Origin of the sequence: Niveispirillum irakense DSM 11586, from assembly GCF_000429645.1 — a bacterium.
In the GTDB taxonomy this organism is placed as follows: domain Bacteria; phylum Pseudomonadota; class Alphaproteobacteria; order Azospirillales; family Azospirillaceae; genus Niveispirillum; species Niveispirillum irakense.
Window position 1 is genome coordinate 394,854 of sequence record NZ_AUCG01000020.1, and the last position, 14,767, is coordinate 409,620.

Annotated in this window: 15 protein-coding genes; 12 read left to right on the forward strand and 3 right to left on the reverse strand. The window is 63.2% G+C overall.

All coding sequences use genetic code 11. The annotated features are described in order from the left end of the window. Window positions 1–103: 103 nt before the first annotated feature. The 4 genes from G473_RS0108820 to G473_RS0108835 all read left to right on the forward strand — a co-directional run bounded on the left by G473_RS0108820 (window position 104) and on the right by G473_RS0108835 (window position 5,375). Window positions 104–1,015 carry a LysR family transcriptional regulator gene (locus G473_RS0108820; protein WP_029012801.1) on the forward strand — a complete coding sequence of 304 codons (912 nt, stop codon included), beginning with the start codon at window positions 104–106 and terminating at the stop codon, window positions 1,013–1,015. Between the two features lie 451 nt (window positions 1,016–1,466). Continuing rightward, on the forward strand, window positions 1,467–3,713 hold the full coding sequence (locus tag G473_RS0108825; protein WP_035706107.1) for a TonB-dependent receptor: 2,247 nt from the start codon (window positions 1,467–1,469) through the stop codon (window positions 3,711–3,713). A gap of 13 nt (window positions 3,714–3,726) precedes the next feature. Continuing rightward, the gene (locus G473_RS25935; RefSeq protein WP_161630960.1) at window positions 3,727–4,896 is read left to right on the forward strand and encodes an MFS transporter; all 1,170 of its coding nucleotides are present in this window, start codon (window positions 3,727–3,729) and stop codon (window positions 4,894–4,896) included. Next, entirely contained in the window at window positions 4,893–5,375 is a 483-nt protein-coding gene (locus G473_RS0108835) for a cupin domain-containing protein (RefSeq protein WP_029012803.1), read from the forward strand. Before G473_RS25935 ends, G473_RS0108835 begins: the two co-directional genes overlap by 4 nt. A 124-nt stretch (window positions 5,376–5,499) precedes the next feature. Here the strand turns inward: G473_RS0108835 and G473_RS0108840 are convergent, their stop codons facing one another. Both G473_RS0108840 and ligK read right to left on the reverse strand, forming a co-directional pair. Then, window positions 5,500–6,570 (reverse strand): 4-oxalomesaconate tautomerase, encoded by a 1,071-nt coding sequence (locus G473_RS0108840; protein WP_029012804.1) that lies wholly within the window; start codon window positions 6,568–6,570, stop codon window positions 5,500–5,502. Next, the gene (gene ligK, locus G473_RS0108845) at window positions 6,563–7,237 is read right to left on the reverse strand and encodes a 4-carboxy-4-hydroxy-2-oxoadipate aldolase/oxaloacetate decarboxylase (RefSeq protein ID WP_029012805.1); all 675 of its coding nucleotides are present in this window, start codon (window positions 7,235–7,237) and stop codon (window positions 6,563–6,565) included. Before ligK ends, G473_RS0108840 begins: the two co-directional genes overlap by 8 nt. A 103-nt stretch (window positions 7,238–7,340) precedes the next feature. Here ligK and G473_RS0108850 point away from each other — a divergent pair, with 103 nt between their 5' ends. The 8 genes from G473_RS0108850 (at window position 7,341) to G473_RS0108885 (ending at window position 13,856) form a co-directional block, all read left to right on the forward strand. Further along, window positions 7,341–8,504, forward strand: a complete 1,164-nt coding sequence (locus G473_RS0108850; protein ID WP_029012806.1) for a LysR substrate-binding domain-containing protein — start codon at window positions 7,341–7,343, stop codon at window positions 8,502–8,504. A gap of 62 nt (window positions 8,505–8,566) precedes the next feature. Beyond that, window positions 8,567–9,436 (forward strand): NAD(P)-dependent oxidoreductase, encoded by an 870-nt coding sequence (locus G473_RS0108855; protein WP_029012807.1) that lies wholly within the window; start codon window positions 8,567–8,569, stop codon window positions 9,434–9,436. Continuing rightward, window positions 9,433–10,458 (forward strand): amidohydrolase family protein, encoded by a 1,026-nt coding sequence (locus G473_RS0108860; RefSeq protein WP_029012808.1) that lies wholly within the window; start codon window positions 9,433–9,435, stop codon window positions 10,456–10,458. The genes G473_RS0108855 and G473_RS0108860 overlap by 4 nt, the downstream gene beginning before the upstream one ends. Then, entirely contained in the window at window positions 10,455–10,874 is a 420-nt protein-coding gene (gene ligA, locus G473_RS0108865; RefSeq protein WP_035706115.1) for a protocatechuate 4,5-dioxygenase subunit alpha, read from the forward strand. The genes G473_RS0108860 and ligA overlap by 4 nt, the downstream gene beginning before the upstream one ends. Before the next feature lies 1 nt (window position 10,875). Further along, window positions 10,876–11,718: a class III extradiol dioxygenase subunit beta gene (locus G473_RS0108870; protein WP_029012810.1), complete on the forward strand. Its 843-nt coding sequence runs from the start codon at window positions 10,876–10,878 to the stop codon at window positions 11,716–11,718. Further along, a complete protein-coding gene (locus G473_RS0108875) occupies window positions 11,715–12,656 on the forward strand; it encodes a Gfo/Idh/MocA family oxidoreductase (RefSeq protein WP_029012811.1) in 942 nt (313 codons plus the stop codon). Before G473_RS0108870 ends, G473_RS0108875 begins: the two co-directional genes overlap by 4 nt. 14 nt (window positions 12,657–12,670) lie before the next feature. After that, entirely contained in the window at window positions 12,671–13,396 is a 726-nt protein-coding gene (locus tag G473_RS0108880) for an alpha/beta fold hydrolase (RefSeq protein ID WP_245580016.1), read from the forward strand. A gap of 31 nt (window positions 13,397–13,427) precedes the next feature. Then, a complete protein-coding gene (locus tag G473_RS0108885) occupies window positions 13,428–13,856 on the forward strand; it encodes a nuclear transport factor 2 family protein (protein ID WP_035706118.1) in 429 nt (142 codons plus the stop codon). A gap of 77 nt (window positions 13,857–13,933) precedes the next feature. Here the strand turns inward: G473_RS0108885 and G473_RS0108890 are convergent, their stop codons facing one another. Continuing rightward, window positions 13,934–14,716: a GntR family transcriptional regulator gene (locus G473_RS0108890; protein WP_245580017.1), complete on the reverse strand. Its 783-nt coding sequence runs from the start codon at window positions 14,714–14,716 to the stop codon at window positions 13,934–13,936. Between the last annotated feature and the right edge of the window lie 51 nt (window positions 14,717–14,767).

Sequence of the window (14,767 nt, forward strand, 5' to 3'; positions counted from 1 at the left end):
AGGGGGGAGGCGATGGGATGACGATAGGGGCTGTACGTCCATCACTGAAATCGTATTTACTAAACCAAACTATCGGCATGACCGATGGATGGGAGGATAAATAATGCGGTTCCAGAAACTGGACCTGAACCTGCTGGTGGTACTGGATGTGCTGCTGGAAGAACGCAGTGTGTCGCGCGCGGCCAACCGGCTGAACCTCAGCCAGTCAGCCGTATCGGGCAATCTGGCCCGGCTGCGCGAATTTTTTGATGATGATCTGTTGTCCCAGATCGGCCGCGCCATGGTGCCCACGCCGCTGGCCGAAAGCCTGGCGGAACCGGTGCGGGACATCCTGATGCAAATTCAGTCCACCATCGAAGCGAAACCCAGTTTCGATCCGGCCAGCGCTACCCGCGTCATCCGGCTGCACGCGTCCGATTATGTGACGGAGGTGCTGCTGGCCCGTACCATCGCCAAGGCCCACGCCCTGGCGCCCGGCATCCGGGTGGAGATTGATTTCATGGATGACATGGTTCTGGACCGGCTGGGGCGCGGGCAGGTGGATTTTTTGGTGACGCCGGACAATTTCACCCATCCTGACCATCCGAAGGAGAAGCTGTTCACCGACGAACATGTCGTTGTTGCCTGGGATGGCAACCGGCAGGTGGGCGAGGCGATCAGCTTCGAGCAATATATGGCGATGGACCATGTGCAGGTGCGGTTCGGCATGAAACGCTCCCCGTCTTTCGACCAATGGTTCATGGAGCGCTTCGGCTATGCCCGCAAGGCGGCGGTCTTCGTGCCGGATTTCACCACAGTGCCGGCCATGCTGGTGGGTACCGACCTGTTGGCCACCATGCATGCCCGGCTGGCAAAGCAATATGTCCAGCGCCTGCCGCTGCGCATATTGCCGTTACCGATCGAATTTCCGATTTTGACGGAAATGATCCAGTGGCACCGGCATTTCCAGCGCGACCCGGCCCTGCTCTGGTTCCGCCAATTGCTGCGGGAATGTGTGGCGGAACAGGATTTATGAGAATGGGCGCGTAACCGCGCAATCGGCCCATCCTGGCGCGTTTATCAGAACAAGAAGCTGATCAGCGGACGGCCTGTATCGCAGATAATAGCGAAAATGCGTGAGAATGCTGTGTCATCCATCGCCTCGACTGATAGATCGGATCGGTAAATACGATTACGCCGATGTTACGCCCGCTGATATGGTTTTCCCTGCAAATGACCAGACCGGCCAACAAAGGCCGGCGGCGGGGAGGATGACCGGTATGTACCCGGAGATACGGGCGGCCCTTGGCCCCCCGATGGGCAATCCATGACCAAAGGCTGCAAGGCTGGGGCTGTTCCCCGCTTGCTGGCACCCGGCCATAATTGCCCGCTGATCCCCACCGGCTGCAACGAAAACAATCCGGCATCACGTCCGGAAACAGCCCTGCTTTGTCCAATGGCGGGGCGGCCCCAGGAGGAGACGAAATATGCGTGCATATAAGGCCCTGTTGCTTTCAACCGCCCTGCTGGCCGGTGCAGCACCGGCAGCAATCGCCCAGGATACCGGAGAGCTGGGGCTGGAAGAGATCGTCGTCACCGCACAGCGCCGGACGGAGAACCTGCAGAAGGTCGCAATCGCCGTCACCGCGATTTCCACCGACGATCTGGTCAATGCCGGCGTCACCGACACGATCGGCCTGACCAAGCTGGTGCCGGCGCTGGTGGTGCAGCCGGGCGGCGGGTCCAATACGGGCTTTTATCTGCGCGGGGTAGGCACGCTGGGGCCGAACTCCTTTTCTGAAAATGCCATCGCCTTCAATTATGGCGGCGTCTATATCGGTCGTCCCACGGCCCCCATCGGCGCGCTGTTCGATCTGGCGCGGGTGGAAGTGCTGAAGGGGCCGCAGGGCACGCTTTATGGCCGCAATGCCACCGGCGGCGCCATCAATGTGCTGCCCAACCGTCCCGACCTGTCGCATACCAGCGGCGAGGTGGGGGTGGAAATTGGCAACTATAATCTGCGCAAGGGCAATGCCGTCATCAACACCCCGGTTTCCGAGACGCTGGCCCTGCGCATCGCCGGGCAGGTGCTGGACCGCGATGGCTATCTTTCCGACGGGTACGACGACGAAAAGGGGGAGGCGGCCCGCGCCTCCCTGCTGTGGGAGCCGAATGACCGGATGAGCCTGCTGGTGATGGGCGATTATTTTCACCAGGGCGGTAAGGGTGTGGGCGGCGTGCTGGTGCCCGGTAGCCTGAGCCCGACGGCACCCGCCGTGAAGGACCGGATCGGCGGGTCGGAGGCGGCCAGCATCGCGGAATTGCGGCTGCGCTTTCCCGGCCTGATCAATCCCGGTCTGGTGGTGCCGCCGCAGAAGGATGGTTTCAACGACAATACCTTCTGGGGCGTCTCCGCGACGCTGGATTACACTTTCGATGCCGGCACGCTGACCGTGCTGCCAGCCTATCGTGACAGCCGACCTGATTTCCGCTTCTACAGTGTCGGTTTCCAGGGCGATATGAAGGAAACCTCCAAGCAAAGTTCCCTGGAGGTCCGGTTTGCCTCGGCCGAGGACAGCGCGTTCCGGTATGTACTGGGCGGCTTCCTGTTCCGGGACAAGGTGGATGCGTTGAACAGCTTCTTCCAGGGCGGGTTGTCCACCACCACCTTCATGCCCCACCAGGATACCACCAGCAAGGCCGTGTTCGGCCAGGGCACCTATGACCTGACGCCGGAATTCCGACTGGTGGGCGGCATCCGCTATACGCATGAAAACAAGGAACAATCGACGCCGGTGCGCCAGAGCAGTGTTTCCAACCCCAACCCGCCTTTCTTGACGGCGACGGGGGATGAGAATTTCGAGAGCGTGACCTGGAAGGGTGGGGTCGAGTTTGATGCCGGCCCGCAATCGCTGCTGTACGCCAATGTCGCCACAGGCTTCAAGGCGGGTGGTTTCTATCCGGCGGTGGGCAAGAACAGCTTCGATCCGGAAAAGCTGACGGCCTACACGATCGGGTCCAAGAACCGGTTCCTGGGTAACCGCCTGCAACTGAACGCCGAAGCGTTCTGGTGGGATTATAAGGACCAGCAGATCGGCTATATCGGCCCTGTCGAGGTAAGCCCCGGTGTTTATGGCCAGGCCTCGGTAACCGCCAATGTCGGCCAGGCCCGCATGTATGGCATGGAGGTCGAGGCGCAGTTCCTGGCGACGCAGAATGACGAGATCGGCATCAATCTTCAATATATGGACAGCAAGTATAAGAGCTTTGTCTATACCGCCATCTCGGCTGGTGGCACACCCTTGCCCAGCGGCTGTGCCGTAACGCCGAATACGTCCCTGCCGGTGGCAGCACCGGCCCGGCTGTTCACGGTTGATTGTTCGGGCAAGTCGGCGGTGAATGCGCCGAAATGGTCGCTGAACCTCAGCTATAGCCATACGTTTGAACTGTCCGCTGATCACGACCTGGTCTTCGGCGCGCGCAGCCGCATCGAAAGCGGGCGGTTCCTGTCCATTGATTATCGCCCCGAACAGCATCAGGGCGGCTACATGTCGTCGGATGTATGGCTGACGCTGGAGGCGCCGGCGCAGGGCTGGTCCGTGACGGGCTATGTCAACAACCTGACGGACAAGGATGTTTATTCCACATCGGTCAGCCGCCCCATCCTGAACGTCGTCTATAACGGCCTGCGTCCGCCCCGCACCTACGGGCTGCGCGGTTCCGTCAGCTTCTGATCGGGGGATGGTGATGGAACAGGGTGTAAAAGCGGGCTTTGCCCAGGGGTTGGCGTTGCTGCTGCCCCCCACCTCCGCCGTGATGGGCATCCTGCTGCTGGTGCCGGTGGCGCCGCAGATGATGCAGGCCTTTGCCGATGTGCCGGGGGTGGAATTCCTGGTGCCGATACTGCTGACCCTGCCGGGCCTGTGCATCGCCCTGTTCTCTCCCTTGGCGGGGCTGCTGGGCGACCGGCTGGGGCGGCGGCGGCTGTTGATCGGGGCCATGCTGGTCTATGGACTGGCCGGCATGGCGCCCGTGATCCTGTCGGATATTTATCAGATACTCGTCAGCCGCGCGCTGGTGGGGATCTGTGAAGCGCTGATCATGACATTATGTACCACGCTGGTCGGCGATCTGTTCTCCGGTCGAGCGCGGGAACGCTGGTTGGCCTCCCAGACGGCGGTGGCATCGATTTCCGCCCTGCTGTTCCTGGCGCTGGGTGGTTTGCTGGGGCGGCAGGGATGGCAGGCGCCCTTCCTGATCTATGGGCTGATCTGGCCCATGGCACTGGCGGTATTCCTGCTGGTGCGGGAGCCGCCACGGGTGCTGCGGCAGGTGCCGGGCTGGTCGGCCCTGCCGGGGCGGCATGTGGCGCTGACATCGGTCACCACCATCCTGGCGGCCATCCTGTTCTATACGATCCAGATCAATGTCAGTACGGTGTTGCCCGATTTTGGTGTTACCGACCCGGCCCGTATCGGCCTGTTCTCCGCAATGGCCAGCATCGGCACGCCGGTAGGAAGCCTGATTTTCTGGACAGTGGCCAGGCGTGATGTGCGTCTGCTGCTGGGCCTGGAATTTGCGCTGATGGCGACCGCGTTCATCATCATGGCCCATGCACCGGATACGGCATGGTTTGTCGTGGGTGCCTTCATTGGGCAGATGGCGGCGGGCCTGTTGCTGCCCACGCTGCTGACCTGGGCCATGTCCACGCTGGCATTTGAGGTGCGGGGCCGGGGCATGGGCCTGTGGCAATCCAGTTTTGCCATCGGACAGTTCATGTCCGCCCTCGTCGTGCCGGCCCTGGCAGGGGCGACGGGTGGCACCATCAATGCCTTCCCGATCATCGCGGCGGCGTCCTTGGTGGTGGGTCTGCTGTCGCTGTCACTGTTGTTCCGTTCACGCTGGAGCCCTGTATGACCCCTTCTTTCCGCCGCATCGTCACCGATCATGATGATCAGGGCCTGTCCATCATCCGTGCCGTTGACACGCTGACCCCCAGCCTGATCGACAGTGGCGATGCGGCTTTTCAACTCGTCTGGGCTACGCCGACGGTGCCAGCCGACCTGAATGACGGGACGGATGGCATGCTGCCGGCAGGCAAGACCCTTCACGGCGGATCAGTGATCCGCATCGTGGATATGCTTCCCGGCAAGGCATCCCCGCTGCACCGATCCTGGTCCATCGATTATGGTATCGTCCTGTCGGGGGTGCTGGAGCTGGAGCTGGATGACGGGTCCGTCACGCCGCTTTCGGCCGGGGACATTGTGGTGCAGCGGGCCACCAACCATCTCTGGCGCAACCCGTCCTCTACCCAGATCTGCCGCATTGCCTTCATCCTGATCGAAGCAAAGCCAGTCATGGCCGGGGGCCGGGTATTGCCGGAAATCAGCCCGTGAGGGAAGGGGGAGGGCTGAATTTTTTGCCCTCCCCTTTATTACCGACGAGGGAGCGTGGCACCGGACATTGGGGCTGGCAATGAGCCTTATGGGCGAAAACTGACCCGCTTCGGGCATTTTCTGCTCAGGGAAACACCATTCCGTCCATCAGCTTACGCGCGGTGCGCAGCAATGCCGCCGTGCGCACCGCCCCGGCTTCATCCAGTTCCAGCACGCAGCTCATCTCCCCCGTCGGGTGTTCCACCGAGAGGGTCTTGCGCGGCCCTGGCGGCAGTATTGCCACCTCGGCGGCGGGTGATCCCGGTACCAGACAGGCCGTGGCGACGCTGACCGCGCCCAGCACACCGATGGTGGCATGGGCGCGCTGGGGGATGAAGCTGCGCACGCAGATGGCTCCCCCGTTGCGCGGCGAGGCCACCAGCATGATCTTGGGCACCGACTGGGCCGCCACATCGCCCAGATTCATCAAGGGGCCGGCCTTCAGGCGGATGGCCTCGATCCGCGCCTTCAGCGCTTTGTCGGCGTCCAGCGTCTCGCGATCCTCATACCCGGTGATGCCGACATCGGCCGCCTTCATCACGATGCACGGCATGCCATTGTCGATCAGGGTGACGGCCACCCCGTCGATCACATCACGGGCATTGCCGCTGGGCAGCAGGGCGCCGCAGGAGGAACCGGCCGTGTCGCGGAACTCCACCGGCACGGGCGCGTGGCTGCCGGGCACGCCATCGATGCGCGCATCCCCCTGATAGGTGACTTTGCCGCCCGGCGTCGCAACCGTGGCAATCGCCACCTGCCCGGTATTTTCCATGAAGATACGCACCGGCGTCTCGTCACCCGTTGCGGCAACCAGGCCGCGTTCGATGGCAAACGGCCCGACACCGGCCAGGATGTTCCCGCAATTCTGGGCATCGGTGACGATGGCCTGATCGACGAAAACCTGCAGGAACAGGTAATCCACGTCGATATCCTGCCGTTGCGACCGGCTGACGACCGCGACCTTGCTGGTCAGCGGGTCGGCCCCGCCCATGCCGTCGATCTGCCGCGCATCCGGTGATCCCATGATCGCCAGCAGCAATGCGTCGCGCTGGGCGCTATCGGCCGGCAGGTCCTGTTTCAGGAAATAACCACCCTTGGAGGTGCCGCCGCGCATCCACATGCAGCGGATGCCGTCCTGTTCCGTTCCGTCAGACATATTTCAGTCCCATCGCCGCCAGCTTGCCCCGCATGTCATAGATATCCAGGCCCAGTTCACCGGCCCCCAGCCGGGTACGCTTTGCCCCCTCGGCGGCCTCGCGTGCTTTCGCCTTTTCCAGGACAGCGGCTGCCTGGGCGCGGGGGACAACGCAGACACCGTCATCATCGGCGACGATGACATCGCCGGCCTGGATGGCCGCGCCAGCACAGACGATGGGCACATTCACTGACCCCAGTGTGGCCTTCACCGTGCCCTGCGCGAACACGGCCTTGGACCAGACCGGGAATTTCATTTCCGTCAGGTCGCGGACATCGCGCACGCCGGCATCAATGATCAGCCCGCGACACCCGCGCGCCAGGGCCGAAGTGGCCAGCAGGTCACCGAAATAGCCATCCTCACAGGGGCTGTTCGGGGCTAGCACCAGGATGTCGCCCGGTTTGATCTGCTCAATCGCCACATGCACCATCCAGTTATCGCCGGGCGGGGCGGAGATGGTGACGGCCGATCCGGCGATGCGCGCGCCGGCATAGATGGGGCGCATATGGCTGGCCAGCAGACCGGTACGGCCCTGCGCCTCATGCACCGTTGCCACCCCGCACCGGGCCAGCCCGTCAATGACGGACGCCTCGGCCCGCTGGATATTCTGGACGACGATACCGGACATGGCACTTCTCCTGCGAAATCGATCAGACTGTCTTGACCGCGGGTGCCATCCAGGGCAATTCAGAAGCAGGTCGGTGCCATAAGTTTTTGCTAATCATGATGCGATGACCATCTGGAATCTCAATCTCCGCCACCTGCGCGCAGCACTGGAAGTGATGCGGCGCGGCAGCATCAGTGCCGCCGCCCAGGCCGTGGCCCTGACCCAGCCGGCGGTGACGCAAGGGCTTGCCCGGCTGGAGCGTGAACTGGGCCGGCCCTTGTTCGACCGGCGGGCCGACGGCATGGAAATGACGGAAGCGGCGCATCTGTTGCTGCCACGGCTGGAGGCGGCGCTGGGCCATATCGCCTCCCCGCGCGTGACCATGGCGCAGGTCCGCGCCCTGATCCTGGTGGGGAGCGCCGGCAGCCTGGCGGAGGCGGGGCAGGCGGGTGGCCTGTCGCAGCCCACCCTGCACCGGGCGGTAAAGGATCTGTCGCTGGCGCTGCGCCGTAAGATGACAGAGCGGCGGGGGCGCGGCATCGCCCTGACGGAGGCCGGGCACCGGACCCTGCGCGCCTTCCGGCTGGCGCGGGCGGAACTGATGGCGGCGCTGACGGAATTGCAGGCGCTTGACGGGGTGGAGGTGGGGCGGGTGGCCATCGGCGCCATGCCTTTGTCGCGCGCCCGGCTGCTGCCGGGTGCCATTGCCGCCTTTCACCGCGCCCATCCCGACATCACCGTCACCATCGTCGAAGGGTCGCATGCCGAACTGATCGAGCCGTTGCGCGATGGCGATCTGGATTTGTTGATCGGTGCGCTGCGCCTGGATCACCCGCCGGTCGATGTGGATCAACGCGCCCTGTTCGGCGATCGGCCCGCAATCTTTGCCCGGCCCGACCATCCCATCCTGGCACAAACCGATCCCTGGGCGCGTCTGGGCGATTATCCCTGGGTGGTGCCATCGACCGGCACGCCGTTACGGGCGCAGTGGGAGACGATGTTCCGCGCCGCCGGTCTGCCTGTGCCGGTTGTGCCCATCGAATGTGGATCGGCGCTGACGGTACGTGAATTGATCCGGAATGGTGATTTCCTGACCCTGCTGTCGCCCGACCAGTTCGTGGTGGAGCTGCAGGCGGGTGTGGTGGCCCAACTGGGACCGGCGCCCGGCGACCTGCACCGGACCATCGGCATCACCACCCGCGCCGGTTGGCGCCCGACGCCGGTCCAGGCCGATTTCATCGCGGCGCTGGTTGCCATCGCCAACAGTATGGGCAAGGTCATTAGCTAAAACTTATAGCTGGCGGTGCGAACTGATTGGCCTTGCCGCGGGCTTGTCGTCAGGGTTGGGCCATGCAGATCGATCCCACACCCCACCTTGCCCTGATCGGCTTCGGCGAAGCGGGGCGCACCTTCGCCACGGCGGGCGCCTGGAAAGCCGCCGCTTCTTTCGACGTGAAGACCACGCGACCGGATACGGCCACCGCCAAGTGGGCCGATTATGATGGCGCCGGCGTGCAAGGCTGTGACAGCGCCGCCGCTGCCCTGGCGGGCCGGACGCTGATCCTGTCTCTGGTCACCGCCGATCAGGCCTTGTCGGCGGCGCAAGCCTGCGCCCCGTTCATGTCACCCGGCACGCTCTGGTGCGACATGAACTCTGTGGCCCCAGCCACCAAGCAGCAGGCGGCGGCGGTGATTGAGGCGGCGGGCGGCCGCTATGTGGATGTGGCGGTGATGGCCCCGGTGGAGCCGGCCCGCCTGTCGGTGCCGCTGCTGGTCAGTGGCCGCCATGCCGACCAAGCTGTTGCTGCCCTGTCCGCCATCGGTTTCACCAGGGTTGATGCCGTGGGGGACGCGGTGGGCCGCGCCTCTGCCATCAAGATGGTGCGGTCGGTGATGGTGAAGGGCATTGAGGCCCTGACCGCGGAAATGATGCTGGCTGCCGATCGGGCCGGCGTGGTGGCGGAGGTCCTGTCCTCGCTGGGTCCGGAATGGCAAACGCGCGCTGATTACAACCTGGACCGCATGCTGGTCCATGGTCTGCGCCGCGCCGCCGAAATGGCGGAGGTGGCCAAGACCCTGGAGGATCTGGGCGTTGAGCCCGCCATGACCAGGGGTACCATCGCCCGCCAGCACAGGATCGGGTCCATCGCCGCCGGTTCACCGCCGGGGCTGGATACTAAGCTGAGACTTCTGACCCGCGACGGGACGGAGATGACATGACGCTCGTGATTGATTGCCACGGCCATTACACCACGGCCCCCGATGCCCATACCGCGTGGCGCGAGGCGCAGGTGGCCGCCTTCCGCAAGGGGGAGCCGGCCCCGCCCTATCCCGACATCTCCGATGCCGAGATCATCGAGAGTATCGAGAAGAACCAGCTTCGGCTGATCCGCGAACGCGGGGCGGACCTGACCATCTTCAGTCCGCGTGCCTCCACCATGGCGCACCATGTCGGTGATCAGGCTGTCAGCCTGGAATGGTCACGGCGCTGCAACGACCTGATCGCGCGGGTGGTAAAGCTGTTCCCGGACAGCTTTGTCGGTGTCTGCATGCTGCCGCAATCGCCCGACGCGGGGCTGGAGGCATCGATTGCCGAACTGGAACGCTGCGTCAACGAACTGGGCTTCATCGGCTGCAACCTGAACCCCGATCCCGGTGGCGGGCATTTCCGCCACCCGGCCCTGACCGACCGCTACTGGTACCCGCTCTATGAGAAGATGGTGGAACTGGATGTGCCGGCCATGATCCATGTTTCAGGGTCCTGCAATGCCTGCCTGCATGCTACGGGTGCCTTTTATATCGCTGCCGATACGATCGCCTTCATGCAATTGATCGAGGGCGATCTATTCCGGGATTTCCCGACCCTGCGCTTCATCATCCCCCATGGCGGCGGGGCCGTGCCCTTCCATTGGGGCCGCTATCGCGGGCTGGCGGACATGCTGAAGAAGCCGTCGCTGGACACGCATGTGATGCGCAACGTGTTCTTCGACACCTGTGTCTACCACCAGCCCGGCATCGACCTGATGGCCAGGGTCATCGACAATCGCAACATCCTTTTCGGTTCCGAAATGGTGGGTGCGGTTCGGGGCATTGACCCCACCACCGGCCATTTTTTCGACGATACCAAGCGCTATATCGAGGCGCTGGACATTACGGAGGCGGAACGACACCAGATCTATGAAGGCAATGCCCGCCGCGTCTTTCCGCGCCTGGATGCTCTCCTGAAGGGGAGGGGGCTGTGACAGCGGATGAGAGCAGGGAGGACATCCACGCCTATCTGGCGGCGTTCGACGATATTCCCGGCACAACGGTCTTTACGGTTGCCCGCGCGCGGCAGGGTTATTGGATCAACCAGTTCGCCATGAGCCTGATCAAGCCGGAAAACCGCGCGCGCTGGAAGGCGGATGAGGCGGCCTATCTGGATGAATGGCCCCTGACCGCGGACCATAAGGCCGCCATCCAGGCGCGCGATTACAACCGCCTGATCAATATGGGCGGCAATATCTATTTCTTGGCCAAGATCATCTCCACCGACGGGCAGAATTTCCTGCACGCGGTCAGCACCATGACCGGGATGAGCGTGGAGACATACCAGACCATGATGCTGGCTGGCGGCCGCTCGCCCGACGGCGTCCGGTCCATCAAGGAGGGCACCTGACATGGCGCGCATCACCGCGGGGGTTGGCACCAGCCACGTTCCGGCCATCGGCGCCGCCATCGACCTGGGCAAGACCCAGGAGCCTTACTGGCAGCCTGTGCTGGCCGGCTATGACTGGTCGAGAAACTGGATCAGGGACGAAAAGCCCGATGTGGTCATCCTGGTCTTTAACGACCATGCCACGGCCTTCGACATGAAGATCATCCCGACCTTCGCCATCGGCTGTGCGGAGAGCTTCAAGCCGGCGGATGAAGGCTGGGGGCCGCGTCCCGTGCCCACGGTGCAAGGGCATCCGGATCTGGCGTGGCACATCGCGCAAAGCTGTATCCTGGATGAATTCGACATGACCATCATCAACGAGATGGATGTCGATCACGGCCTGACCGTGCCGCTCAGCCTGCTGTTCGGGCAGCCCGACGCCTGGCCGGTGAAGGTGATCCCGCTGGCGGTCAATGTGGTGACATATCCGCCGCCGTCGGGGAACCGCTGCTGGATGCTGGGCGAGGCCATCCGCCGCGCGGTGGAGAGCTTTCCCGGCGATCTGAAGGTTCAGATCTGGGGCACCGGCGGCATGAGCCATCAGTTGCAGGGCCCGCGCGCCGGCCTGATCAATGCCGCCTGGGACAATCGATTCCTGGATATGATGAGCCAGGACAGCCAGCGCCTGCGCGCCATCCCGCATATCGAATATCTGCGGGAAACCGGAACGGAAGGCATCGAGATGGTGATGTGGCTGATCATGCGCGGGGCGCTGGGGCCCGATGTCCGGCAGCTTCACCGCCATTACCATGTGCCAGCCAGCAACACGGCGGTCGGTCACCTTGTTCTGGAGCCTGTTCGATGAGGATCGCCCTGGTCGGCGCCGGCGCCTTCGGGGAAAAACATCTGGACGCGCTGAAGACCATCCAAGGTGTGACCCTGACATCCGTGATCAGCCGTCGCTTGGATCAGGCCCGCGCTGTTGCTGACACGTACGGTGCCGCGCATGCCGGCACCGACCTGGGCGAGGTGCTGGCCCGTCCGGACGTGGATGCGGTGATCCTGTGTACCCCTACCCAGATGCATGCCGCCCAGGCCAAGGCTTGCATGGATGCCGGCAAGCATGTGCAGGTGGAAATCCCGCTGGCCGATAATTGGGCCGACGCCCAGGCGGTGTGGCGGAAACAGCAGGAAACGGGCCTGGTCTGCATGGTCGGCCATACAAGGCGTTTCAACCCGTCGCACCAGTGGCTGCACCGGCGCTTCATATCGGGTGACTTGTCGTTACAGCAGATGGATGTGCAGACCTACTTCTTCCGCCGTCAGAACATGAATGCCAAGGGCGAACCGCGAAGCTGGACCGACCATCTGCTCTGGCACCATGCGGCCCATACCGTGGACCTGTTCGCCTATCAGTCCGGTCGCATCGTCCAGGCCAATCTTGTGCAGGGGCCGATCCATCCCGACCTGGGCATCGCCATGGACATGTCGATCCAGTTGAAGGCGGAGACGGGGGCCATCTGCACCCTGTCCCTGTCCTTTAACAATGACGGGCCGCTGGGAAGTTTCTTCCGCTACATCTGCGACAAGGGCACCTACATCGCGCGCTATGACGATCTGGTCACGGGGCGGGATGAGCATATCGACCTGTCGCAGGTGGATGTGTCGATGAATGGCATTGAATTGCAGGACCGCGAATTCATCGCCGCCATTCGGGAGGGGCGGGAGCCCAATGCCAGTGTGGCCAGGGTCCTGCCTTGCTACGAAACCCTGCACAGGCTGGAACAGCAACTGAGCGGGTGATCGCTGACACCTGATTGGCCGATGACGACCTGGAGGATAATGCTGTGCGTACCGAACTTCTGCTGCTGTCGGGCTTGCTCTGTGATGAAACCGTCTGGTCCCGGCTGATCCCGGACCTGACGGACATAATCCCTGTGCGTGCCGTTGATTTCAGGGGGTTCGACAGTATCGGCGCCATGGCCGATCATGTCCTGGAGACTGCGCCCGCCACATTCGCCCTGGCCGGACATTCGATGGGGGCGCGGGTGGCCCTGGAAATCCATCGTCGCGCGCCCGACAGGATCGACCGTCTGGCCCTTCTGGATACCGGAACGCATCCCGCCAAACCAGGCGAGGCGGAAAGCCGCCAGAAGTTGGTCGATCTGGCCCATGCGCAGGGCATGGCCGCGCTGGCTGATCGCTGGCTGCCCCCCATGCTGGCACCGGCCAACCGGGCGCAGGCGTCGATGGTCGAGCCGTTGCGGGACATGGTGCTGCGGATGAGCCCGGATATCTATGAAGCGCAGGTGAAGGCCTTGCTCAACCGGCCAGACGCCGCCGCAGGGCTTGGCCAGATCCGCTGCCCCACCCTGGTCGGTGTCGGTGAGCATGATGAGTGGAGCCCGCTCGGCCAGCATCAACTGATTGCGGAGCATATCGACGGTGCGACGCTGGTGGTTTTTCCCGACAGCGGCCATATGGCGCCATTCGAAGCCAGCCGGGAGGTGGCGGCCGCCCTGCGGGCCTGGCTTGGACATTGACAGGTGAATGTCGGACAAAAGGAAATATGAGATGGAAATCAGTGCCATCGAGAAGCTCTGCATCACCCAGGAATGCACCAACCTGATCAACCTCTATTCGGCGCTGAATGATGCGGGTGAGTATGACAGGCTGGTCGGGCTGTTTACCGAAGACGGCACGTTCGCAAGGCCCAGCCGACCGGACGACATCCTGACCGGCCGCGAGACGATATTGCAGGCTTTCCAGGCAAGGCCACCGCGCAAGACCGTGCATGTCGTCTCCAACATCATGGTCACGATTGAAAGCGGGATCGCCGCGAAGGCACGAAGCATCATCACGCTCTATTCCGCCGCGCCGGAAAGCCAGATCGCAGCATCCCCCATCATGGTGGGCCATTTCACGGATGAGATCGTGAAGCAAGGGGGGACATGGTTGTTTGCGTCGCGGCGGGGAATGATTGATTTCCAATATGGTGGCTGAGCTTCCGGTCAGGCTGGAACCGCCGCGCGAGAAGCGGACCGGTATCTCCCGCCTATCGGTCCCCTGCCGAGAAGATCTCACCCACCCCAACGGTGAGACAGCACGAAACTATACCGCTCCGGTCGCACATAAAAGGTGGACTGCACGGCGATGGACTGGTCGGCGATATAGGACCGGCGGTCCATGACCAGCAGCGGCGTGCCGGGACGAACCTCCAGCAATGACGCCATATTGCCTTCCGCAGCGGTGGCCTTCACCTCGATATCCGCGCCACAGACAGGCTTACCTGTCACCGTCTCAAGAATGGAATAGATGGGCGTGCTTTGGCCGCCGGCCCAATCATAACTGGCCAGGGCCGGCGGCAGGATGCTTCGGCCCAGGGCGACCGGGCTGTTATCCACCATATGCAACCGCTCTGCCATCAGACAGAGGGGCCCGAACTGATCTTGTAACAGACGTGGGGTTGCGATCATGTCGGTGCGGACATGGCGCATGGTTGCGTCCAGCCCCTGCAGCTTCAGGGATTCATGAAAGCTGCGCATCGTATCCAGCGGGTGGCGCATCCGCTTATCGGCGGTGAAGGTGCCCTTGCCCTTGTGCCGCAGGATCAGACCTTCCGTTTCCAACAGATCCAGCGCCATGCGCACGGTGACACGGCTGACGGCGAAACGGCGGCCGATCTCCGCTTCTCCAGGCAGCCGGCCCGACGGTTCGTAAAAGCCGGCGGCAATTTCGTCACGCAGACGCAGGGCGATCTGGCGATACATCGCGGTCGCATTTTCCCGCACCAGACCCACCAGACGACCCCTTATCCATTCTGAAACCGCGCCCTTGATGCCACCCGGCCAGGTGCGTTTCAAGGGGCTTGCAAACCTGTATTGTAATGTATTATCGTTATTTCGGTGTTGATC